Here is a 24,402-nt window from a genome sequence, read left to right as displayed (position 1 = left end):
TTAATAAATTTAATATAATAGTCAAAAACTAATTATCCTTTGTTACTCATTGCAGAAAGCATACCACCATAAACACTGTTTAATGAAGCAATGTTTGCAGTCATAGATTGCATTTGTTCTTTTAATTTAGAAGCATTTTCAGCGATTTCGCTGTTTGCTTGTGCGTTTCTTGAAGCACTTTCTAATTGTACTTTATATAAACTGTTTAATGATTCCATTTGAGCAGCAGCCATAGACATTTCTTCTGCATATTTCTTTTGTCCTGCAATAGAATCAACTGTTGGAGAAATTGCTTTTGCAGCTCCTTCAAAGTTTTTGATGCTGTTTCCTAAGCTTGACATCAACTCACCGTCAATTTTAGCTTCTTTTAACATTGCATCTAATTTTTGAGATAATAATCCTTGGGCATCAGTTGGAGTTTCTACTTTCTCAGCTTTTTTTCTCGCTTGACCGTTAGCTAATTCAGGATAAACAAGAGTCCAGTCTAGTTCATCTTCAACTGGTTCAAAAGCAGATAATGCAAAAATTATTGCTTCAGTAACCAATCCGATTGAAAGCATAACAGTTCCTGTTAATGGCCCCAATTCAAAGTGAGTAATTTTGAATAAAGCTCCAATAATTACTACTGCCGCTCCCATACCATAAGCGAAATTCATTGCTTTTTTACTTAATAATGCCATAATTCTTTTTTTTAGGTTTTAATTTAAATAGATTCGATTTGGATTTGTATTGATTTTAATTGTAATATACTATTTCTTTTTAGCTGTTCCGTTTCCAGTTACTTGAGTTCCCATGTAATCTTGTACAGTTCTGAAACCAATATAACTTCTTGCTGAATCAGCGTATTCGTGATCACGTGTACTTACCTGTAGGAAATAAGCAACGTCTTTCCATGAACCACCACGAACAACTTTTCTTTGATTGTTTCCATCAATTACATTAGGATTCATTGTAGAAACATATTCGTATGCATTTGGATTGTAAGCTGAATCTGTCCACTCTGAAACGTTTCCTGCCATATTGTATAATCCGTAACCATTCGGATCGTATGATTTTGCTTCAACTGTATACAAAGCTTCGTCAGCTGCATAATCTCCTCTGTTAGGCTTAAAGTTTGCTAAGAAACAACCTCTATCGCTTTTAGTATAAGGACCTCCCCAAGGGTAAGTTGCAGATTCAAGACCACCTCTAGCGGCATATTCCCATTCTGCCTCTGTTGGCAATCTGAATGCATTAACTAAATCACGTCCTTTTTTCTTTGATTTAATATAACCGTTTTTGTTTAGTGTTCTCCAAGCACAAAATGCTTTAGCTTGTTTCCAAGTTACACCAACTACTGGATAATCTCCGTAAGCTTTATGCCAGAAATAATCATTATGCATTGGCTCATTGTATGAATAAGCGAAATCTTTAATCCAAACTGTTGTATCTGGATAAACACTTACTTGCTCTGTTTTAACAAAGTCTTTTCTTTTTCCAACTTTAGCTTTTGCTGCAGCCTGAATATCCATCCAAGAATAGCGGAATTTCAATTTATTTACATCAATTGTTCTTAAACCATTGTATGATTCTTCAATTGGCAAATACATCGAATCCATTACCTCAGCATAATACTCATCTGGATAAGCTTTTGTATCTTTTATTAACTTAACTTTTTTGTTTAATTTTCTACCAGCATACGGATCATCTTTTGTTCCTACACTATAATAATTATCATACATGTATTTATCATAAGCTGTCATTTTATCCGGCTCAGAATCATTAAATGCATAATCAGCTATACTGCCTCCTTTACTGCCTTTACCACCAGTACTTTTTTGACCAGTTTCATCAGCTAAAATAGCCAAACGAACTCTCATTGTAGAATCTTTTACCCATTCTACAAATTGACGATACTCACTGTTAGTAATCTCAGTTTCATCCATATAAAATGAACGAACCGTTACTGATTTAGTTGGAGCATCTTCCACATTAGCTAAATCAGCATCTGATTTACCCATAATAAAAGATCCACCCGGAACCAATGTCATTCCGTAAGGCTTTTCAGGATGCCATTTCCCTCCTGTAACACCGACTAACTCACCTTTGTCACCTGACTTACCACAGCCAATTACTAGTGTTAACATTGCTGTAAATGCAATAAACTTCTTCATATAAATTTGGGATTATCTATTCATTATTATAGTTCGTAAACGTATTTATTATTTATCTAAAAAACAATACTACTCGCGAAATTTATTTTACCGTTCAAAAATAATGTTAAATAAAATAAAAAAAAAATATTTCATCGACAAACTAACCGAAAAAATCGACGTAAAACACGTTTTTTTATCATATATAAACCTTATCTTACTAAAAGATATTTTGTAATATTTTGTAATTCAAAAAAATTAAGAATTCTATTGATTTTTTGTTCTACAAAGCATTTTTTCGCTGTGCTTTCCACCATCTTTCTGGCAATTCTTGGTTGCAAGCACTCAAATATTCTTCATATGAACATGGTAATAACGTATTTCTTTTTAGTTTATTGCTGCCATTTGTTTCAAATGGAATTTCTATCCACCATCTGTCTGTTTTATCACTTTTATAAAACACCAACTCCTCTTCTTCCAAAGGCACAATGTACTTTAAGTAATTCGTTCTGCTTCCAAAAGGATACTCTTTTGAACGATAATGATAGCCTTCAATAAAATACCATACAATTTGAGCAATAATAGGCGATTCCTGCGCTGTACTATTGTGATTAAAAATTCCAAATGAAGAAACTTTATCACTAATTCCAGCATATCTCGCCAAAGCACAAATTTCTTTTCCATTAAAACCATTTGGCTCAAAAGTAACAACATTACCTGAAGCAGAAGACTTAACAGAATTCAAATCAATACTCACTAAATCAGCATCTCTGAATACTGGTTCAGCCAGCGTAATTTTATTTGAGATTTCACCTAAACGATAAGCGTCAAAAAACAACTTCTCGATTAAATCAATTTCTTCTTGTGAATTATAATAGGTCTGATAACCAATATTACAGTAGTTAAAAAGATTATTTGGCGCATCAATAATGATTTTAGTCAGATAAGAATTAGCTGAAACCAGTTCGTTTTCTTTACCAAAATCAAACCTATTATCTACAGAAACCAAGTTCACCATTTGCTCTAAATCATCGTAAGCACGATACAAAGCATAGGTCAAATCCTGTGAACCTCCAAGGACTATAGGAATCACTTTATTCTTAATTAAAGTCGAAGTAACTTTTTTTACGGCAAAATAAGTATCCTCTACTGAATCACCTGCAAGAATATCCCCAAGATCAGCTATAGATGCATCCCAATTACCAGGAAACATTCCGTACAGTTTTTTACGAACCGCAGTAAGGTTTACTTCATTTATCATATTGATATTTCGGCGGTCTTCAAGAACGCCGACAATAGCAATATTAATTTTATCAATATCAGGAAATTGATCTTGTGTATGCAACACAATTTTACTGCCGAGTTCTTGTGAAGACAATGAACTAATGAAGTTTACCATACCTTCATTTAACGGTTGTAGAAAATCAAATTCCATTTATTATTTCTTTTTAGCAGCTGGTTTTTTAGCTGGAGTTTTTTTAGTTGTTGCCGCTTTTTTCGCTGGCGCTTTTTTTGCTGGAGTTTTCTTGGCAATCATTTCTTGAACTTCTGCCAATGTTAATTTTGTTGCATCAACATCTTTGCTCAATTCAATTTTGATTTTACCTTTTGTAATCACTGAACGCCCCCAACGCGCTTTCTCAACCAAAATCCCTTCGTCTTCCCAATTGTGAAGTACTTTATCTATATTTTTTTGCAATTTATCTTCAATCAGTTCTTCAACATCAGCCTGAGATAAATTATCAAAATTGTATTTTTTGCTCACATTTACAAAAAGACCATTCCATTTGATGAATGGACCAAAACGCCCCACACCTTTTTGAACAGGTTCTCCTTTATACATCGCAATTGGCGCATCAGCAAGTGCTTTTTCGTCAATTAATTCCTGTGCTCTTTCTTTTGAAACCCCTAAAGGATCTTCTCCACGAGGTAATGAAATAAATACACTTCCGTGACGAACATACGGACCATATCGACCGTTGCTGACTTCTACTTCCTCTCCTTTATATTCGCCTAAATTTTTAGGAAGCAAAAACAAATTCAAAGCTTCTTCAAGCGTTATATTTCCAATGTTTTGATCTGCCATTAAGCTGGCAAACTTTTTATCTTCGTCGTCTGCTTCTCCAATTTGAGCCATTGGACCAAATTTTCCTAAACGAACAGAAACCTGTCTTCCGTCAGCATCTTTTCCTAGAATTCTTTCACCGCTTTCGCGTTCAGCATTTGCCTCAACTTCTTTTACATTTGGGTGAAATTTATTGTAGAAATCCTGCATCATTTTTGCCCAGTCGATATTTCCTTCGGCAATTTCATCGAAATCCTGTTCAACTTTTGCAGTAAAATTATAATCTAAAATATTTCCGAAATTTTTAACCAAGAAATCAGTAACAATAGTTCCGATATCTGTTGGAACCAATTTTCCTTTATCAGAACCAGTGTTTTCTTTCAAAAGCTTCTCTCCTACTTTGCTATTTTGCAAAGTAAGCTGCGTATAATTACGTTCCTGACCTTCAAGAGTTCCTTTTTCAACATAATTTCTATTGATAATAGTTGAAATAGTTGGCGCATAAGTTGACGGACGCCCAATTCCAAGTTCCTCTAGTTTCTTCACCAAAGATGCCTCAGTATAACGTGCCGGCGGTCTTGAATATCGTTCTGTAGCTGTAATATAATTGTTAGCCAGTTTTTCGTTTACTTTTAATGCGGGAAGCATTCCTTCTTGTTCCTCTTCATCATCATCATGACCTTCCAAATAAACTTTTAAGAAGCCTTCAAAAAGCAAAACTTCTCCTGAAGCTGTAAAAATTTCGCTGTGATTATCTGCTTCGATTTTCACGTTTGTTCTTTCTAACTGCGCATCACTCATTTGTGAAGCCAAAGTTCTTTTCCAGATCAAATCGTACAAACGAGCCTGATCACGATCAATGTTTACCGTGTGACGAGACATATCAGTCGGACGAATTGCTTCGTGCGCTTCTTGTGCCCCTTTATTCTTGTTTGCAAAAACTCTCGGTTTCGAGAATTCTTTCCCGTATGATTTTATAATTTCAGCTTCAGCAGCATCCATTGCTTCTTTTGAAAGATTTACCGAGTCCGTTCTCATATAAGTAATAAGTCCGGCTTCGTATAAACGCTGAGCTAACTGCATGGTGATTCCAACTGGTAAATACAATTTTCTCGCTGCTTCTTGTTGCAGCGTTGAAGTTGTAAAAGGTGCTGTTGGAGATTTTTTGGTAGGTTTAGTTTCTAAATCAGCTACCTTATATTTAGAACCGATATTTTTATTTAAGAAATCTTCGGCTTCTTTTTTAGTATTGAAGTTTTTTGGCAGTTTTGCTTTAAAAGCTTTTCCAGCTTCGTTTACAAACTCGGCAACAATTGAATACGTTGCAACTGCATTAAAGTTTTGAATTTCGCGCTCTCTCTCCACAATCAAACGCACAGAAACTGATTGTACACGACCTGCTGAAAGTCCGCCTTTGATTTTTCTCCATAAAACCGGAGATAATTCGTAACCTACTAAACGATCCAGAACACGACGTGCTTGTTGTGCGTTTACTAAATTATAATCAATTTCTCTTGGATTATCGATTGCTTTAAGAATCGCCGATTTTGTAATCTCATGAAAAACAATACGTTTTGTCTTCTTTTTATCAAGTTTCAATTCTTCCGCCAGGTGCCAAGAAATAGCCTCCCCCTCGCGGTCCTCATCGCTTGCTAACCAAACCGTTTCGGCATTCTTAGATAGTGTTTTAAGTTTGCTTACCAAGGCTTTTTTATCTGGAGAAACTTCATATTTAGGTTTAAAACCATTCTCTACATCTACTCCTATTTCCTTTGATGGTAAGTCGGCTATGTGACCATAACTTGACTCCACCTGAAAATCGTTCCCTAGAAATTTCTCGATTGTTTTCGCCTTTGCAGGTGACTCCACTATTACTAAATTCTTTGCCATTGCTCTATTTTTCTGCAACAAAAGTATTTATTTTTTTTAAATATTAACCTCGTCAATTCATTTTTGAGTTATTTTAGTATTATGTTTCTTAAAATTGAAGATTTATCTGAACTATTCTTTATAATATATATAGGTGTAACTTTTACTATTCGATAACCGAGAAATATGCTTTTTATTTATGAATTTAAACAACCATTTATATTCCTTTTCTAATCTAAAAATAGAACTATAATCTTTGAAAATTAAATTTGTTAATTCTTTCCCTGCCATCTTGTCATATTGACCGTATTTACGCTATCTTTGCACTTTGAATTTTTACAATGGAAAAGATTATTGAAGAAAGCAAACAAGGCGAAAATCTTGTTTTAGAAAATAAACCTGAGAATACTAAAAAACTTTTTATAGAAAGTTACGGCTGTGCAATGAATTTTTCAGACAGCGAGGTCGTAGCTTCCATTTTGTCTGACGGCGGATACAATACAACTTCAGTTCTTGAAGAGGCTGATTTGGTTTTGGTAAACACTTGTTCTATACGTGACAAGGCCGAACAAACGATTCGTAAACGTCTAGAAAAATACAACGCAGTAAAACGTACAAATCCTAAAATGAAAGTAGGCGTTTTAGGCTGTATGGCTGAACGTTTAAAAAGTCAATTTTTAGAGGAAGAAAAAATAGTCGATCTTGTTGTTGGTCCTGATGCTTACAAAGACCTTCCTAATTTATTAGCAGAAGTCGAAGAAGGTCGTGACGCCATAAATGTAATTTTATCAAAAGAAGAAACTTACGGAGATATTTCGCCGGTTCGTTTAATGAGCAACGGAATCACAGCTTTGGTTTCGATCACTCGCGGATGCGATAATATGTGTACATTCTGCGTTGTACCTTTTACACGCGGACGTGAACGCAGTCGTGAACCGCAAAGTATCATGGCTGAAATTCAGGATTTATGGAATAAAGGTTTTAAAGAAATTACACTTTTAGGCCAAAACGTTGACAGTTACCTTTGGTACGGCGGCGGTTTGAAGAAAGATTTTGTAAATGCTTCTGAAATGCAAAAAGCCACTGCGGTTGATTTTGACCAATTACTTGAAATGGTTGCGGTTGGTTTTCCTAAAATGCGTATCCGTTTTTCAACATCGAATCCGCAGGATATGCACGAGAGTATTTTACATGTTATTGCGAAATATCCAAATATCTGTAAACACATTCACTTGCCAGTTCAATCTGGAAGTAACCGAATTTTAAAAGAAATGAATCGTCTGCATACTCGCGAAGAATATATGGCTTTGATTGACAAAATTAGAGCGATTATTCCAAATGCTTCGATTTCACAAGATATGATCGCTGGTTTCCCAACAGAAACGGAACAAGATCACCAAGATACTATGAGTTTAATGGAATATGTGAAATATAATTTCGGTTATATGTATTCGTATTCTGAGCGCCCAGGAACTTTGGCAGGAAGAAAAATGGAAGATGATGTTGAAGAAGAAACTAAAGCCAGAAGATTACAGGAAATCGTCGATTTACAGCAAAAACACGCTTGGTTTAGAAGTGAGGAATTTGTTGGACAAGTTGTTGAAGTTCTGGTAGAAAAAGTTTCTAAAAAATCAAAAGAAGAATTCTCTGGAAGAAATTCTCAAAGTATAACAGTGGTTTTCCCGAAAGAAAGTTACAAAATTGGAGATTTCGTAAACGTAAAAATTACAAGCTGTACCAGTGGAACTTTAAAAGGTGAAGCGGTTAGTCTAAGTGAAATGAATTAAGATTTATTTGTTTCAAGTTTTATGTAACTTGACTTAAAATTAAAAAAAAAAAAAAAATCAAAATTTAATCTATAATTAAAATATGGAAAAAGAAATTATTGTAAAGCCAAGTTTTACTTTCAAAGATTATTTTAAAGCTAATTTATATATTTATTTGACAAGACCGGCCTTCGTAATAATCTCTGTTGTTATTTTTTTGATTATATTGGTTAATGTGACAAACATTTTTTCAAATGAAGTCAATTTGAAGGATATTTTTACTTCTTCATTTGTTTTCATCTTATTATATCCTTTACTAATCATCTACTCTATTTATAGACACACAAAAAGAATATTTAAAAATCCAAGATTAAACGAAAACCTATCAATTCATTTCAATGAGAACTATATGGAAGAAGTTGGAGATAGTTTCAATATGAAATTCTTTTGGAAAGATCTCAAAAAGATAACAGAAAAAAAGGATTGGTTTTTAATATATCTAGAAAAAAATTCCGCCAAAGTACTTAATAAATCAGACTTAAAAGACAACCAATACAACGAATTAAAACAACTTTTTAATTCAATCGACATAAAAAAGAGTTTAAAAGTTAAGGGCAAAGTATAAAACCTGAAACAAACAAAAACTTGAAACAAAACATATGGAAACAGTTCAAGCAATAAAACAACGATTTGAGATTATTGGCAATGACCCTAAATTAAATCGTGCTATCGAAAAAGCCATTCAGGTTGCTCCTACTGATATTTCGGTAATGGTGACTGGGGAAAGTGGTGTTGGTAAAGAAAATATTCCTCGAATTATTCATTCGCTTTCGCATAGAAAGCACGGAAAATATATTGCGGTAAACTGTGGAGCGATTCCGGAAGGAACAATTGACAGTGAACTTTTTGGACACGAAAAAGGAGCTTTTACAGGCGCAACAAGCACACGTGAAGGTTATTTTGAAGTTGCCGACGGCGGAACTATCTTTTTGGATGAAGTTGGAGAATTACCTCTAACAACACAAGTTCGTTTACTTCGTGTTTTGGAAAATGGAGAATTTATAAAAGTAGGTTCGTCTCAGGTTCAAAAAACCAACGTTCGTATTGTTGCTGCTACAAATGTGAATTTGTTTAATGCTATCGAAAAAGGAAAATTTCGTGAAGACTTATATTATCGTTTAAGTACAGTCGAAATTACATTACCTCCACTGCGTGAACGAAATGACGATATTCATTTATTGTTCAGGAAATTTGTGGCAGATTTTGCTCATAAATACAAAATGCCTCCTTTAAAATTAGATGACGATGCTGTAAACGTATTGCAAAAATTTAGATGGAACGGAAATATCCGTCAGCTTCGAAATGTAGCTGAACAAATTTCGGTTTTAGAAACCAATCGCGATATTTCGGCAGCCACTTTACAATCGTATCTTCCTGCTGAAGGAAGCAATCTGCCATCTGTAATAAGCGACAGTAAAAAAGAAAGTGATTTTAGTACCGAAAGAGATATTTTGTACAAAGTCCTTTTTGATATGAAAAGCGATCTGAATGATCTAAAAAAATTGACTTTAGAATTAATGAAGAACGGCACTTCAAAAGTGCAAGATATTAATCCGAATTTAATTCAGAAAATATACGGTTCACAGGAAAATGAAAGTGAGATTGATTTTGAAGAAGAACCAAGAACTGCTGTTATGACTCCTGCAGGCCGCGAAGAAAATTATCAAATGCCTGAGGACAATTATTTGTTTGCTGAAACTATTGAAGAAGAAGAGATTTTACGTTTAGAACAGAAAGAAATCGAAATGATCAAAAAATCATTAGAAAAAAACAAGGGAAAACGTAAAGCTGCCGCTGACGAATTAGGTATTTCTGAAAGAACTTTATACCGAAAAATTAAACAATTTGATTTATAGTTTTAGTGCTGAGTCAAAAATACACCAAAACATTTTTAACGAAAAATCAATACCTTTGATCCAAGCGTCAGTAAACTGGCGAAGCAATACTTAAAATAAAAAATGAAAAACTTAAAATATCTTTTTATTCTATTAATAGCAACCACTTTCAGCGGCTGCGGCGTTTACAATTTTACGGGAACTGGAGCAATTGACGCGAAAACTTTTCAAGTTAACTTTTTCCAAAACAACGCTGATTTGATTGAACCCGGAATAGACAGACAATTTACATTGGCATTGCAAGATTTAATTCAAAATCAAACCAATTTAAACTTGGTAAGTACTGGTGGAGAATTAACATACGAGGGAGAAATTGTAGATTACAGAATCACGCCAATGACAGCAACTGCTGTTACACCAACGGGTGACGTGGGAGCAGCACAAAACCGTTTGACGATTCGTATAAATGTTCGCTTCACAAACAAAAAGAAAGAAACAGATGATTTCGAAAGAACATTTGAGTTTTATTTCGATTTCCCTGGAAATGAATTACCAACAGGCAGTGTTTTGAATACAGCAATTCAAACTATTTTTGAGAGAATTACTCAGGATGTCTTTAATGAATCATTAGCAAAATGGTAGTTTTTTTTAGTTAAATCGTTTATTCGTAAAATCGATAAAATGATTTAATAGATAAACCTTTCAAATCAAAAACAATAATAATTAGACGATTAAATAAAAAGAGAAATGAATGTAACTGATTATACTTACTTAATGAACAAACCCGATGCTATTACAGAACAGCAGGCAGAAGCATTAGGAAGTGTTTTGAATGAATTTCCGTATTTTCAAAGTGCCAGAGCACTACGACTAAAAGGACTTTACAACCAAAACAGCTTTAAGTATAACTACGCCTTAAAAGTTACTGCTGCTCACACAGCTGATCGTTCGGTATTATTTGATTTTATTACCTCAGAAAATTTCACCACAATTCAAGGTGAATATTACGATCGTAAGCTTCAAGATTTACTGGAAATAACTGTTGTTGACAGCGAAATTGTCTCGCCAAAACCAATCGACAAAGTTACATTTACAAAAATTGACCCAATTGAACAGTCTATTTTAAATTCGATTAAAGAAGCCTCAAATGTAGTATTTGAAGAACCAGCAAAAATTATAGAAAAACCTATTGATCCTATTATTGAAAAATCAATCTTAAGCTCTATAAAAGAAGCGGCAGCAAATACTTTTGAAGAAAAAATAAAAACAGAAGAACCAACAACTCTTGTTAGCGAATCAGTAATTGCAAGCCCTAGCGAAGAAGAAATTTTAAACACTTTTAAAGAGGCTGAAAAAATAGAAAGCACTCCAACAGAAACTATTATTGAGTCCCCTATTATAAGTCCTACTGAAGAAGAAATACTAAATACTTTTGAAGAAGTGACAAAATCAGAAGAAAAAACAATTGAACCTGTTACTGAACAGAAAGCGGTTACACCTATTAAAGGAGCAATTCCAACTTTCTTCGAAGAAATTGTAGACGACGAAATCGAAGAAGTAAGAGTTTCTCCAATCGAAGAATCAATTTTGAGTTCAATAAAAGAGGCATCAACGGTTGTTTTTGATAAGGTAGAAACAGAAGAAGAACCAAAAGAAACAGAGAGCTCTGAACCTGTAAAAAATGCCGAGAAAAATCTTGAAATAGGAAAACCATTAGATTTCTCTGACAATGAAAAACACTCTTTTCAAGAATGGCTGCAATTGGCAAAAACTGAACCTATAGACAGAACTGAGGACATGGCAAATAATAATGAAGCCAAAACAGCTGAGGAACTTGAGAGAATTGAGGAAGAAAAAAAGAAAAAGGCAGAAATAATAGATAAGTTTATCGAAACAAATCCTAAAATATCTCCAATAAAACAGACTGCAATAACCCCTGCAGTACAATTCGACATCAATAAAGAGGATAATTCTTACTTAATGACAGAGACTTTAGCCAGAGTATATTTAGAACAAAAAAAATATACCAAAGCGATACAAGCATATGAAATATTAATTTTGAAATATCCAGAAAAAATTACTTTCTTTGCAGACCGCATTTCGGATATAAAGATTTTACAACAAAATAACAATAACAATTAAGCAATGAGCACATTTTCAATTTTTTTAGTTTTAATCACAATAGTTTGTTTTCTATTGATCGTAGTAATCATGGTTCAAAACCCTAAAGGAGGAGGATTATCTTCTACTATCAGCGGAACTCAAATGTTAGGCGGTGTTCAAAAAACAACTGACTTTTTAGATAAAAGTACTTGGACATTAGCAACTATTTTGATTGTTTTAATTTTACTTTCAAGCTTAAGCTTCACAGGATCATTAAACGATACAGGATCTAAAATTATTGAAAAAACAGAAGCTCCTGCTGCAACTACACCAGCTGCACCAGCACAGCAAACTCCTGCTCCGGCAGCACCTGCTACAAAATAATAATTTTGATATAAATTAAAATGCCAGCCTGTCAAAGCTGGCATTTTTTTTAAGAAATAATGTCAGTTTTATGAGCATGGCACAGTTTCTGAAAGTTTATAGAACATTAAAAAACGTATAACCTAATAACATAATAAAATCATGGCTTTAAACATAAAACCGCTTTCAGACCGCGTACTTATTGAGCCTGTTGCAGCTGAAACTAAAACTGCTTCAGGAATCTTTATTCCAGATACTGCCAAAGAGAAACCACAAAAAGGAACTGTAGTTGCAGTAGGAAACGGATCAAAAGATCACACAATGACTGTAAAAGTTGGTGACACGGTACTTTACGGTAAATACGCAGGAACTGAATTAAAACTAGAAGGAACTGATTATTTGATTATGCGTGAAGACGACATCTTAGCGATAATCTAAAAATACATATTGTATTAAGTACCGAAGTCTTAAGAATTAAGAACTTCAATAACTTGAAACAAATCAAACTTTAAACAAAAATTAAAATGGCAAAAGATATAAAATTTGATATTGAAGCACGTGACGGATTAAAACGTGGTGTTGATGCATTAGCAAATGCTGTAAAAGTAACTCTTGGACCAAAAGGTCGTAACGTAATCATCGGAAAGTCATTTGGCGGACCAACAGTTACTAAAGATGGTGTTTCTGTTGCAAAAGAAATCGAATTAAAAGACCCATTAGAAAACATGGGTGCGCAAATGGTTAAAGAAGTAGCTTCTAAAACTAATGATTTAGCGGGTGACGGAACTACAACTGCTACAGTTTTAGCACAAGCTATCGTAAAAGAAGGTCTTAAAAACGTTGCTGCAGGTGCAAATCCAATGGATTTAAAACGCGGTATCGATAAAGCTGTTGAAGCTATCGTTGCTGACTTGGCTTCTCAAGCTAAAGTTGTTGGAAGCGATTCTGACAAAATCAAACAAATTGCGTCTATCTCTGCAAACAATGACGAAGTTATTGGTGAATTAATCGCTACAGCTTTTGCTAAAGTTGGTAAAGAAGGTGTTATCACTGTGGAAGAAGCTAAAGGAACTGACACTTTTGTAGATGTTGTTGAAGGAATGCAGTTTGACAGAGGATACCTTTCTCCTTACTTCGTAACAAACCCAGAGAAAATGGAAGTTGAATTAGACTCTCCATACATCTTATTATACGACAAAAAAGTTTCTTCTTTAAAAGAATTACTTCCAGTTTTAGAGCCAGTTGCTCAATCTGGAAAACCTTTATTAATTATTGCTGAAGATGTTGACGGAGAAGCTCTTTCTACATTAGTAGTAAACAAATTAAGAGGTGCTCTTAAAATTGCTGCTGTAAAAGCTCCAGGTTTTGGAGACAGAAGAAAAGCAATGTTAGAAGATATCGCAATCTTAACTGGTGGAACTGTAATTTCTGAAGAGAGAGGATATACTCTTGAAAATACTACTATCGAAATGTTAGGAACTGCAAAAAGAGTTTCTATCGATAAAGATAACACTACTATTGTAAGTGGTGCTGGTGAAGCTGACATTATCAAAAACAGAGTAAACCAAATTAAAGGTCAGATGGAAACTACTACTTCTGATTACGATAAAGAAAAATTACAAGAGCGTTTGGCTAAATTAGCTGGCGGCGTTGCTGTTCTTTATGTTGGTGCTGCTTCTGAGGTTGAAATGAAAGAGAAAAAAGACAGAGTTGACGATGCATTACATGCAACTCGTGCTGCTGTTGAAGAAGGAATCGTTGCTGGTGGTGGTGTGGCGCTATTAAGAGCAAAAGCTGCTTTAGCTTCTCTTAAAGCTGATAATGCTGACGAAGCAACTGGAATCCAGATTGTATCTCGCGCTGTTGAATCTCCATTAAGAACAATTGTTGAAAATGCAGGTCTTGAAGGTTCTGTAGTTGTAGCAAAAGTTGGTGAAGGTTCTGGCGATTTTGGATACAACGCAAAAACTGACGAATATGTAGATATGCTTAAAGCTGGTATTATCGATCCTAAGAAAGTAACTCGTGTAGCTCTTGAAAATGCTGCATCTGTTTCTGGAATGATCCTTACTACAGAATGTGCATTAATTGATATTAAAGAAGAAAACGCTGGCGGAATGCCAATGGGAGGCGGAATGCCAGGAATGATGTAATTCATTCTCTTCTTAAAACTTAAAACGCTGGATTTCTATCCAGCGTTTTTTTTTGTTTGCTACAAATTACACGAATTTTCACGAATTGTTTTTTAGCCACTCCCGATAGCTATCGGGATAAAAGGATTAAAAAGATTATAATCTGTGTGAATCTTTTAATCTGTGGCACTTTTTTTTGCGCAAAGCATTCGTGGGAATTCGTGTAATTTGTGACAGCCTTTTTTATTTAACATTCTCTTTTTCTTTAAAAACTCTGTTATCAATACCTTTGCTGTTCTATTAAAATTACAAAATGCGAAAATTCACAACTCACCTTTTATCTTTTACATTCTTACTTCTTACTACTTTTTTACAAGCCCAAAATAGCAAAGACAATTATGTAGTTCTAGTTTCTATGGATGGATTTCGCTGGGATTATGCAAAACAATTTAAGCTTCAGAATTTAAAAAAAATTGCTGCCGAGGGTGTTCATGCAAAATCGATGAAACCTTCTTACCCGAGTAAAACTTTTCCAAATCATTATTCTATTGTTACCGGACTTTACCCTGATCACCATGGTATTATCAACAATGTTTTTTATGATGCCGCTTTAAACGAATCTTTTTCATTATCAAGCGATGCCAAAACTGATTCTCGCTATTACGGTGGAAATCCTATTTGGAATCTAGCAGAACAGCAAGGTGTAAAAACTGCTTCTTTTTTCTGGCCGGGTTCTGACATTGACAAAAGAAACCCTAGTTATTTTAAAAAATACGATAGTAAAATTCCATACGGAGCTCGAATCGATACTGTCCTGAAATGGCTTCAGCTTCCAGAAAAGCAACGACCTCATCTTGTTACTTTGTATTTTGATGAGCCAGATCATACAGGTCATAATTTTGGACCATTATCGGCAGAGACTAAAAAAGCAGTAATAAAAATGGACTCGATTATGGGTGCATTGTCTCACAGGCTAGATCAATTAGAAATTGGAAAAAAAATCAATTTGATTATTGTTTCAGATCACGGAATGGCAAACATAAGCAATGATAAAAAAGTAGCTGTTTTAGATTATTTAAAACCAGAATGGCTTGGATACAAAGCTGTAGTTAACCCAATTATGAGTCTTCAAGCAAAAGCCGGCTGTCAAGATTCAATTGCAAAAGCCTTAAAAAAAGTACCGCATATTAAGTTTTGGAAATCAACCGAAGTTCCAAAAAGACTTCACTATGGCACCAATCCGCGCGCACATGATTTTGTTATCGAAGCTAAAAAAGGATACAGCCTAGTCAGCAAAGAAAGTCAAAATATAAAAGGCGGAACTCATGGTTATGACAATAACGAAAAAGATATGCATGCTATTTTCTATGCAAAAGGCCCAGCATTTAAAGTAGATAAAACGGTAAAAACGTTTCAAAACGTTTCAGTTTATCCTTTAATTGCACATATTTTAGGCTTGCAAATTGACGAAATTGACGGAAAGTTCAGCGACGTAAAATCGATGCTTCGCTAATTAGAGAATGTGTCAATTTGATAATTAGATAATGATCTGATTGTCATCCTGAGCGAAGTCGAAGAGCACTCCAATTAGCAAGAGCTTCGTTAATTTGAGAATGTGTCAATTAGAAAATGTGCCAATTCGATAATTTAATAATAATTTGATTATCAGCCTGACAAAAAACGAGCCCCACAGATTACTAAAATCTGTCGGGCTCGTTTTTTTGATATACATTGCGTAGACGCACTGCAGTACGCCTCTACAATATACATTATCAATACAATTATCTAATATCAAATTGACACATTCTCTAATTAAGAAACCACTTTATACGTAGGATCTTCTATTACATTTACGTTGATAACGGCATCAGCATTTTTAAGCAATTGCCTGCAATCTGCACTTAAATGCTGCAATTCTACAACCTTGTTTAGCTGATTGTATTTTTTAGTCAAATTATTTAAAGCTTCGATTGCTGACATATCCGAAACTCGACTTTCTTTAAAATCTATAATAATATGATCTGGATCGTTTTTGATGTCGAATTTCTCTGTAGAAGCAGCTATCGAACCAAAAAATAAAGGTCCATAAATTTCGTAATGTTTTATTCCGTTTTCATCTATATATTGTCTTGCTCTAATCCTTTTGGCACTTTCCCATGCAAAAACTAAGGCAGAAATAATTACTCCAATTAAAACTGCTAAAGCTAGATTGTGCAGCACAATTGTAATAAGAGCAACCAAAATACCTACTAAAATATCATGTTTAGGCATTTTATTGATAATTCTAAAACTCGACCATTCAAATGTTGTAATTGCAACCATCATCATAACACCAACCAAAGCCGCCATTGGCAATTTACCAATAACAGGAGCTCCAAAAAGCACAATCAGTAAAATCGTTAAAGCAGCAATAATCCCAGAAAGTCTTGCTCTGGAACCGGCACCAAGATTTACCAAAGTTTGTGCGATCATTGGACAGCCGCCCATTCCGAAAAAGAAACCATTCAAGATATTCGAACTTCCTTGCGCAATGCATTCACGATTACTATTCCCTCGTGTTCCCGTAATCTCGTCAACAAGATTCAATGTAAGCAAGCCTTCGGTCAAACCAACGGCCGCAACAATTACGGAATATGGAAATATCACTTTAAGAGTTTCAAAAGTAAAAGGAATATTCGGAATATGAAACGGAGGAAATCCACCTTGAACTGAGGCGATATCTTCGACTGTTTTGGTCTCAATATTAAAAATAAGTACGATGGCAAACACTACCATAATTGCCACTAGAGAAGCTGGAACTGCTTTTGTAAGTTTCGGAAAAAGCAGAACGATACTAATTGTAAGCGCGGTTAAACCTAACATTATATACAGCGGTGTCCCTTGCAGCCAAGTCGTTTCGCCATTTACAATAGTTTTAAACTGCTCCAGCTGCGACATAAAAATCACAACCGCCAATCCGTTTACAAAACCAAACATAACAGGCTGTGGCACTAAACGTATAAATTTTCCCAGTTTAAAAAGTCCAATAGTTATTTGCACCAGTCCGCCAAGCGCAACAGCTGCAAAAACATATTCTAATCCGTGCGATTTCATTAAAGCAATCAAAACAATCACTGTAGCTCCTGCACCTCCAGAAATCATTCCGGGTCTTCCGCCAAAAACCGCGGTAACTAATCCAGCTATAAAAGCAGCATACAACCCAACTAAAGGTGGAAATCCAGCCAAAATTGCAAATGACAAAGATTCTGGAATCATTGTCATTGCAACGGTTAAACCCGCTAAAATTTCGTTTTTGTAGTTGACTTTTTGAGTAAAATCGAAGAGTTGAAAAGCTTTTTTCATAGGGCACAAATGTAAAAAATAATGCCCATAAAGTAAACAAAGCTTTCTTCTATAAAAAATACTAAAGTGATAGCAATAAAGAAAATTTTAACTTAGAACAACTGCTTTAATACCAAAACTAAAACAGAGAGAATAAAATTTATCATAATCTATTTTTGACTTTTATAAGAAATTAAAATTCAAAATTATTTATAAAACAGTATAAATAACTAGGTATTTATACCTGTTTTCGCACTGCCATATCTTCTTCTTGTTATGGAATCAAAACTGAATCAAGCGTAATTTACCTTTGGTAAGGAAAAGAAATTGTCGTTGAAATAGTTAAAAACACAATTTCTTACTTCTGATCTCTTTCTGCAATTTGTGCTTCTAAATATTGAATTACTTTTTGAAGGCTTTCAATTGTCTCTTTTCGAGCTTCTGCAAGATCTTTGTAATTGACAGCTTCTTCTTTATCTGCCTTTTCCGTTTTGTAATATATAACCGGTTCTTCACGAAAAGCATCCAACTTTATCATACTGCCTGTACCCTTCAGAAGCCATTCGAGATTAATATCCGAATATCTTCTTAGAATATTTTCTAACTTATCAAGCCCTATTGTTTTATTTTTCTTTAATTGACTTGCAAAAGATCCATTAGACATACCAATTTCTCTTTCAAAAGCACTAATCCTAATGCCTTTATAATCAATATATTGTTTTATTCTCTGTAAAGTGTTTTCTGACATAATACATTATTTTATTAGAAAATATTCTATTTATTTTGTAATTAAGAAATATCTTACTATATTTGTCTCGTTTTTAATACAAATTAAGCAATGGACAAAAATATGAAAACTAAACCAAGTTACAACCAAGATGTCTTAAAGATTATCAAAAATAGATACGGATATTCTTACGATTACATTCGAAAGTCTATTCGAGGCGATAGAACTGGGATTACTTGTGACCTTATTAAAGCTGAATATTCCAAGCTTGTTAATGAGTATAAAAAACTAATGGAAAGCCAAATAAGCAAATTAAAAGATGTAAAAAAATAACCGCTGCCATCAAAAGTTACTCGATTTTAAACTGATAAAACTAAATTATACAAAAAACAGACCCTACACTAGTCTCCATAATAGTGCTTATAATATAAACACAGAAGAATCCTCACTCTCTGCTATTAATACTATAAGAAGGGTCGATGCAAATCTATTCATGCAATAGAAACGATTTTAGATATGTAACTGATCCGCACATATCTAAGGTATCCTCTCAAGAAAGTCAAAGCTGTAAAGAAATTTCTTTATGGCTTTTGTCTTTTTATACAGATTCTTATTTTTGATTAAATGAGTATTAAAATCTTTATTCCTTTCTAAAAAAACTTAAAAAATCAAATTTGGAGCAGTATTTTTGCGTTACATATATACTTCAAAAATTAAAGCCTCAAAAATCGATATGACACGAGAACATTATATTCCCTTTAACAAGGAATTTTTACTCGAACAACAAATTACTGCTTTCGCTAAAAACTCAAAGAAAGTTGACGATTTCAAGAAATTATTCGACATCATAGAACATTATTATCATTACGAATCTTTTAATCTAAATCGAAATTTAAAACAAAATTATTCTCTTTTTGATCCTGATTTGAGCGAAAAAGAACGCGAGGGTTTTATAGGAAAAAGTGATTTTTCTGTTTTCAAAAACACTTTACTTACGGTTCTAGAACGCGGCAATTATCATCGCATAGACAAAGAAACACTGGAAGTTGCTTTTAAGGAATCTGACTTGATTGGACTCGATTTATCAATCGATTTTAATGCTTTTAAAGATTACGAACTTTATGTTCGCGGTCATCATAAAGCCAAAGAAAAAATTACAAAATACATTTTCTGGAAGAAAGAAGTTGAGATTGAATATTATGATCGGGTTATGATTTTTCTTAATTACAACGAAGCTGATTATTTGAGCGAGAAGAAAGTTAAGTTAGGAAAAATGCCTATTGATCCGGGTTCGATTGCATTGAAAATCTTTAAACGCGTTCCTAAAAACGATCTTGAAACCATTTTCCCAAATGCTATTCCGAAAATGTCTTTAAAAGACAAATTACTGCTTTGGGTTCCTGGAATTTTTGGCGGTCTTTCCTTATTAAGTGCTAAAGTAATTCCGGCTTTAATTAATATGTACGGCGCTTATGAAACAAGAGAAGCTATTGATTTACTTAACAGCAAAACCTCGCTAAATCAAGGCTTGATTGCCTTAGGAATATTATCTGCCTATTGTTTTCGACAGTACAATAACTTTGTAAACAAAAAAATCAGGTATTCTAAAATGCTTTCTGACAGTTTGTATTTCAAAAATTTAGGAAACAACAGCGGTGCTTTTTATTCGCTTTTAAATTCATCTGAAGAAGAAGCTTTGAAAGAAACCATTTTGGCTTATTCTTTTTTAAACCGAAGTCAATATCCGTTAACTGCCGAAGAATTGGATTTACAAATAGAAGCTTGGTTTGCCTCGGAATTAAAAACAGAATTGGATTTTGATGTCAACGATGCTTTATTCAAATTAAAAAACATTGGAATTGGAATTGAAACCAGCGGAAAATGGAACGTTATTCCGTTAAAAGAAGCACTGATAAAGATTGACGAATTATGGGATGGTGTTTTTGATTATAATGAGCATAATAAATTACAAACCGAAGTTCTTACCTAAAAAAAACAGATCAAGAATAATAGCTACATAAATTCTATCTGCCTATTTATTATTATCATTCTCAATGAAACATTCAAAACGGAATAAGTAAAATCTAAAGAAAATTTTACTAGATTTACAAATACCTAAATCCAAAGAGAATGAGAACATTAGACCAATGGTTTACCGAATATGCCGTAAGTCATCAAAACCCAAAGAACAAAGCGATACACTACATTTGTGTGCCCGCGATTTTCTTTTCTATCGTTGGTTTATTAATGAGTATTCCTAGCGGTTTAATTACAAATACGCTAAAACTAAATGCTCCGCTTATCGAGAATTGGGCATTTATCGTTTTACTTTTTGTTCTAATTTTCTACATCCGATTATCGATTGCAATGGCGGTTAAAATTGCCGTTTTTTCGGCTCTTTGTTTAATTGCAAATTATTATATCGGACAGGTTTTCCCGTTATGGATTTTCTCGATCGGCGTGTTTGCAATTGCTTGGATTGGGCAATTTTACGGACATAATATCGAAGGCAAGAAACCTTCGTTCTTAAAAGATCTTCAGTTTTTATTAATTGGCCCGGCTTGGGTGGTTGAAAATTTATTTTCTAGAAAACAATAATCATTATTTAGTTACTTCAACAAAAGTAAACATCCACTTTACTGGATTTTGCCAATCTTTACCTTTAAAACTCCCTACCGGCAGCTTAACCCTAACAGTATTCCACCCTTTTTTTAATACAATTTTCGTTGGATCCCTAAATTCATATCCTTCATCAATCAATGGAATTTCTGAATTACCTTTCATATCAGGATGCTTCCAAACCGGCGGATTAATTAACATATTATTTACCCAAACTGCGCTATTTAAATTATTCCAAGTACCTGCAGCCGGCGAATCTGTACTCATTGAACGTGATAAATTATTAAAACCTATCCAAAATTCCTGTTCTTGGTCTTCATCACTCCAAATTTGAGTTTGAGCGTACCATGTTGTATTTTCTTGCGGTTTCTCAATCACTCCAGAAATTTGCGGCGCCCACCAATGCCTCATAACCAGAGTACCGCCAACAGCTTTGTAAACTGGTTTTTCTTTTACTGTATTAAATGACTGTTTTTCGAATGCAAAAGATTTCGACAAATCCCCTTTGTTATCATAAGGTCCATAAATATCCCAAACCAAATCTGCCTGTTTAACATAATTAAAAGGCAAGTTTTTAAAATATTGCTTTTTTTGATCTAATAAACGGTTTTCAAACGCTGCAAATGATTTAGCTCTTTCGGTTTCGGGCTGACCAATAGCTGCCGTCCAGCCTGCATAACCGCCGCCTTGCCAGCTGCGCTCTGCAAAAGCCAGCATACCGGGATAAACAGGATTCATTTTCATAACATCTTCTTCATTCGCCGCAGCTCTATCGTTCCAGACACAAACAGTCCCGCCTAAAGCATTTTCATTACCTTCAGTCAAATTACATATTTGACGATTAAAAATTGTAACAACACTTTCTAAAGGATCCATATGATTCAGATACAAGTGTCTAGAATCTAAATATTTTATGTTTTTATTTTTACTAACACTTGTAGCGCCTTCCATCCAAAGCTGACGAATTACACCATCGTTAAAATTTCCGCCGGGCTCCCATCCTATTACTTTTTTACCTAAACTTTCAGTCAAAGCAATAACTTCGGGTAAAAATTTCTGATTGGTTATTTTAACTTCATCAGCACCTAAATGCAGATAAGGAACATCATAAATGGTACAAAATTCTTTGATTATATTTTTTACAATTTCTAAACCTGCATCACTTTGCATATCAACTCCCATTGCTCTTTTGAATGCTGCACTATGTCCAGGCATATCAATTTCGGGAACTAAAGTTATGTATCGCTCTTTGCAATACTTAATAAGCTCTTTTAAATCGCTTTCTGTATAATATTCTCCTTTATCACGAAGCATATATTCTGGAGCTGTTAACTGCGGATATAGTTTACTTTGTAAACGCCATGCAACATCTTCTGTAGGATGAAAATGAAAGATATTTAATTTATACGCTGCCATAACATCTATTTGCTGTTTCAAAAGCTTAACAGATTGGTAATTTCTTCCCACATCAACCATAAATCCACGCCACTCAAAAGCAGGCCAATCGGTAATATCAGAAGCATCTACAAAAGTATCGTCCCGCATTAATTGCAGTAAGGTTTGAATACCATTAAAAATTCCCTGCGAGGTATTAGCGGTAAGGACTATTTTATCTGATGTCGTTTCTAAGTGATATGCCTCTGATTGATTTTTTGGAGCAGAAACATTTCCTAAACACAGCTGAATATATTTTTCACTGTATGCCGTTTTATTTGTCACTTTTACTCTCAATCCTTTTTGCTCCATAGCTTCTTTCAACATCGAAGCTTCTTTCTCTAAAGCTGGATTATCTACAAGAATTGCTGTTTCTGCAGTTAACGAAAAAGCGCCTGTTTTCCAATTCAACTGTTGTGGCTTTGGCAGTAACGAAGGTTTTGATTCTAGATCAAAAACGTAAGGATAAACTAAATGCTTCCACAACAAATAACCGTCTCCCTTAAGATGCAAACCGTCATTAGTCAACTCTTTTATTAACTTTCCGTTTTCATCACAAAAGGAAGCATGCAAATCAATATAAGTATACTGATAAACAGCCGAATTTTGTTTCAAAACAGCATTTAAACGTTTTATCTGTTCTCCTTTACCCGTATGATTTTCAAATTTTTTATAGAAATCATTTACAGGTAATATGCTTTGCACAAATAATTTTGTCGAGGGAGATTCTTGTTTTAAATACGAAACAATTTTTGCAATATTTTTAAAAATACTATCGGTCGAAATATTCCTTGACAAATCATTAACTCCAATCAGTAAAAAAACCTTTGCCGGTTTTCTAATGGCTATTTCATCAATTCGATTCAAAACTGCGGCACTTACATCACTGCTTATTCCACGGTTTTTTATCCGATTATCCGCAAATAATTCAGCCCACTCTGCGCCATTTGTAATACTGTTTCCAACAAAAACAATGTCGTTTTTTGTCAATGGCAGTGTTCTAAAATGAGAAACGCGCTGATGATAAAAAGTAGAAAACAAGCTATCTGGCAATATTGTTTTTTTTATCTGACAATTTGCACTTATCGTGGTACACAGCATAACAATCATTGTAAAATGAAACCAGCTGTATTTTTTATAATAGTCCATAATCCAATTCTAATTTTCCCATTTTTAATAATCGTTCTTCAAATCTAATTTTAAAACCTTCTACAATAATTACTTCTTCTCCCCTTAATTATTCTTTTACAATTACACTGTTTATTTAGAGAATTACACATCAACAAACCTGCTCTATCTTCCTTTGGCAAGATTATTTTCAAACTCTCATCATCATAGCGTAATTACAGCTGGCCATTATTAAAATTTTTTATTTCATTTTTCTTTTTCTTTCATTTCACTAAACAAAACCTTGTCTTTTCTCCTTTTTCATTTCAATAAATTGAATATTCCCTAAACATCATTCCTCCTCTCTGATTTTTAAAAACATTCTTTTTTCTAGCTGAAACAGAAAACTAAAACCCGTCACTATTTAATAAAATATTTTAATATTTAACAAATGTATATATTATTATTTAAGAAAAAAAGCAAAATAGTAAAAATGTGTTCGAACAGATTACATGATAACACGAATTAATAAAAATATTTAAAATGTTTTATTTTAAGATAAAAAATTACAATACAATAATATAAGCGTTATGAGCTGATTTCTTTACGGTTTACCTCATTGTTAAAAAATACTTAATAAATTTTTTTAATAATTAGATTGATTTATTAAAAACATTTCATACGTTTACAACCTAGAAAAACGTTTTAGTCAAAATCATTTAGTTTTTTTTTAATCTTTTGCTCTTTTACGCAGTAAAAATGGAACTAAAATATTTTAGCGCAATCAACTAAAACCAACATAGAAATACTATCGCAAAAAAAAAGAATCCTCCCTTCTTTGAGCAATAGGTAATCTTGAAAGTTATTTA

Annotated in this window: 19 protein-coding genes; 12 read left to right on the top strand and 7 right to left on the bottom strand. The window is 33.7% G+C overall.

Translation table 11 applies throughout. The features are described from left to right. Positions 1 to 32: 32 nt before the first annotated feature. The 4 genes from gldL to topA all read right to left on the bottom strand — a co-directional run bounded on the left by gldL (position 33) and on the right by topA (position 6,087). Positions 33 to 680, bottom strand: a complete 648-nt coding sequence (gene gldL, locus ACHRVL_RS21190) for a gliding motility protein GldL (protein WP_089053983.1) — start codon at positions 678 to 680, stop codon at positions 33 to 35. 69 nt (positions 681 to 749) lie between these two features. After that, on the bottom strand, positions 750 to 2,153 hold the full coding sequence (gene gldK, locus ACHRVL_RS21185; RefSeq protein ID WP_395415314.1) for a gliding motility lipoprotein GldK: 1,404 nt from the start codon (positions 2,151 to 2,153) through the stop codon (positions 750 to 752). Between the two features lie 262 nt (positions 2,154 to 2,415). Continuing rightward, positions 2,416 to 3,567, bottom strand: a complete 1,152-nt coding sequence (locus tag ACHRVL_RS21180; protein WP_089053985.1) for a formimidoylglutamase — start codon at positions 3,565 to 3,567, stop codon at positions 2,416 to 2,418. 3 nt (positions 3,568 to 3,570) lie between these two features. Further along, on the bottom strand, positions 3,571 to 6,087 hold the full coding sequence (topA, locus tag ACHRVL_RS21175; protein WP_395415313.1) for a type I DNA topoisomerase: 2,517 nt from the start codon (positions 6,085 to 6,087) through the stop codon (positions 3,571 to 3,573). A gap of 320 nt (positions 6,088 to 6,407) precedes the next feature. On the opposite strand from topA, the gene miaB reads away from it, so the two are divergent. From miaB to ACHRVL_RS21130, 9 genes are all read left to right on the top strand, one after another. Next, positions 6,408 to 7,853: a tRNA (N6-isopentenyl adenosine(37)-C2)-methylthiotransferase MiaB gene (miaB, locus tag ACHRVL_RS21170; protein ID WP_395415312.1), complete on the top strand. Its 1,446-nt coding sequence runs from the start codon at positions 6,408 to 6,410 to the stop codon at positions 7,851 to 7,853. 82 nt (positions 7,854 to 7,935) lie between these two features. Continuing rightward, complete coding sequence (locus ACHRVL_RS21165) at positions 7,936 to 8,457, top strand: YcxB family protein (protein ID WP_395415311.1); 522 nt, start codon at positions 7,936 to 7,938, stop codon at positions 8,455 to 8,457. A 34-nt stretch (positions 8,458 to 8,491) separates the two neighbouring features. Next, a complete protein-coding gene (locus ACHRVL_RS21160) occupies positions 8,492 to 9,748 on the top strand; it encodes a sigma-54-dependent Fis family transcriptional regulator (RefSeq protein ID WP_089053989.1) in 1,257 nt (418 codons plus the stop codon). A gap of 102 nt (positions 9,749 to 9,850) precedes the next feature. After that, the gene (locus ACHRVL_RS21155) at positions 9,851 to 10,369 is read left to right on the top strand and encodes an LptE family protein (RefSeq protein WP_395415310.1); all 519 of its coding nucleotides are present in this window, start codon (positions 9,851 to 9,853) and stop codon (positions 10,367 to 10,369) included. Between the two features lie 105 nt (positions 10,370 to 10,474). After that, entirely contained in the window at positions 10,475 to 11,869 is a 1,395-nt protein-coding gene (locus ACHRVL_RS21150; protein ID WP_395415309.1) for a tetratricopeptide repeat protein, read from the top strand. A 3-nt stretch (positions 11,870 to 11,872) separates the two neighbouring features. Then, positions 11,873 to 12,214, top strand: a complete 342-nt coding sequence (gene secG / locus ACHRVL_RS21145) for a preprotein translocase subunit SecG (protein ID WP_089053992.1) — start codon at positions 11,873 to 11,875, stop codon at positions 12,212 to 12,214. A 141-nt stretch (positions 12,215 to 12,355) separates the two neighbouring features. Further along, a complete protein-coding gene (groES, locus tag ACHRVL_RS21140) occupies positions 12,356 to 12,631 on the top strand; it encodes a co-chaperone GroES (RefSeq protein ID WP_012023920.1) in 276 nt (91 codons plus the stop codon). An 86-nt stretch (positions 12,632 to 12,717) separates the two neighbouring features. Then, entirely contained in the window at positions 12,718 to 14,346 is a 1,629-nt protein-coding gene (groL, locus tag ACHRVL_RS21135) for a chaperonin GroEL (protein ID WP_089053993.1), read from the top strand. A gap of 292 nt (positions 14,347 to 14,638) precedes the next feature. Beyond that, positions 14,639 to 15,838, top strand: a complete 1,200-nt coding sequence (locus ACHRVL_RS21130; RefSeq protein ID WP_395415308.1) for an ectonucleotide pyrophosphatase/phosphodiesterase — start codon at positions 14,639 to 14,641, stop codon at positions 15,836 to 15,838. A 299-nt stretch (positions 15,839 to 16,137) separates the two neighbouring features. Here the strand turns inward: ACHRVL_RS21130 and ACHRVL_RS21125 are convergent, their stop codons facing one another. Beyond that, positions 16,138 to 17,667, bottom strand: a complete 1,530-nt coding sequence (locus ACHRVL_RS21125; RefSeq protein WP_395415307.1) for a SulP family inorganic anion transporter — start codon at positions 17,665 to 17,667, stop codon at positions 16,138 to 16,140. A gap of 337 nt (positions 17,668 to 18,004) precedes the next feature. Beyond that, on the bottom strand, positions 18,005 to 18,394 hold the full coding sequence (locus ACHRVL_RS21120; protein WP_395415306.1) for a hypothetical protein: 390 nt from the start codon (positions 18,392 to 18,394) through the stop codon (positions 18,005 to 18,007). Positions 18,395 to 18,496: 102 nt separating this feature from the next. Here ACHRVL_RS21120 and ACHRVL_RS21115 point away from each other — a divergent pair, with 102 nt between their 5' ends. The 3 genes from ACHRVL_RS21115 (at position 18,497) to ACHRVL_RS21105 (ending at position 20,971) form a co-directional block, all read left to right on the top strand. Beyond that, a complete protein-coding gene (locus ACHRVL_RS21115) occupies positions 18,497 to 18,706 on the top strand; it encodes a hypothetical protein (protein WP_395415305.1) in 210 nt (69 codons plus the stop codon). Positions 18,707 to 19,106: 400 nt separating this feature from the next. Next, complete coding sequence (locus tag ACHRVL_RS21110) at positions 19,107 to 20,363, top strand: TMEM143 family protein (protein WP_395415304.1); 1,257 nt, start codon at positions 19,107 to 19,109, stop codon at positions 20,361 to 20,363. A gap of 140 nt (positions 20,364 to 20,503) precedes the next feature. Further along, on the top strand, positions 20,504 to 20,971 hold the full coding sequence (locus tag ACHRVL_RS21105) for a DUF962 domain-containing protein (protein WP_395415303.1): 468 nt from the start codon (positions 20,504 to 20,506) through the stop codon (positions 20,969 to 20,971). 3 nt (positions 20,972 to 20,974) lie between these two features. Here the strand turns inward: ACHRVL_RS21105 and ACHRVL_RS21100 are convergent, their stop codons facing one another. Next, complete coding sequence (locus tag ACHRVL_RS21100; RefSeq protein WP_395415302.1) at positions 20,975 to 23,575, bottom strand: family 20 glycosylhydrolase; 2,601 nt, start codon at positions 23,573 to 23,575, stop codon at positions 20,975 to 20,977. Between the last annotated feature and the right edge of the window lie 827 nt (positions 23,576 to 24,402).

It is taken from the genome of Flavobacterium sp. FlaQc-28 (genome assembly GCF_044007415.1).
GTDB lineage: Bacteria > Bacteroidota > Bacteroidia > Flavobacteriales > Flavobacteriaceae > Flavobacterium.
The sequence above is the reverse complement of the archived record's forward strand: the minus strand, read 5'-3'. Positions and strand labels throughout refer to the sequence as shown.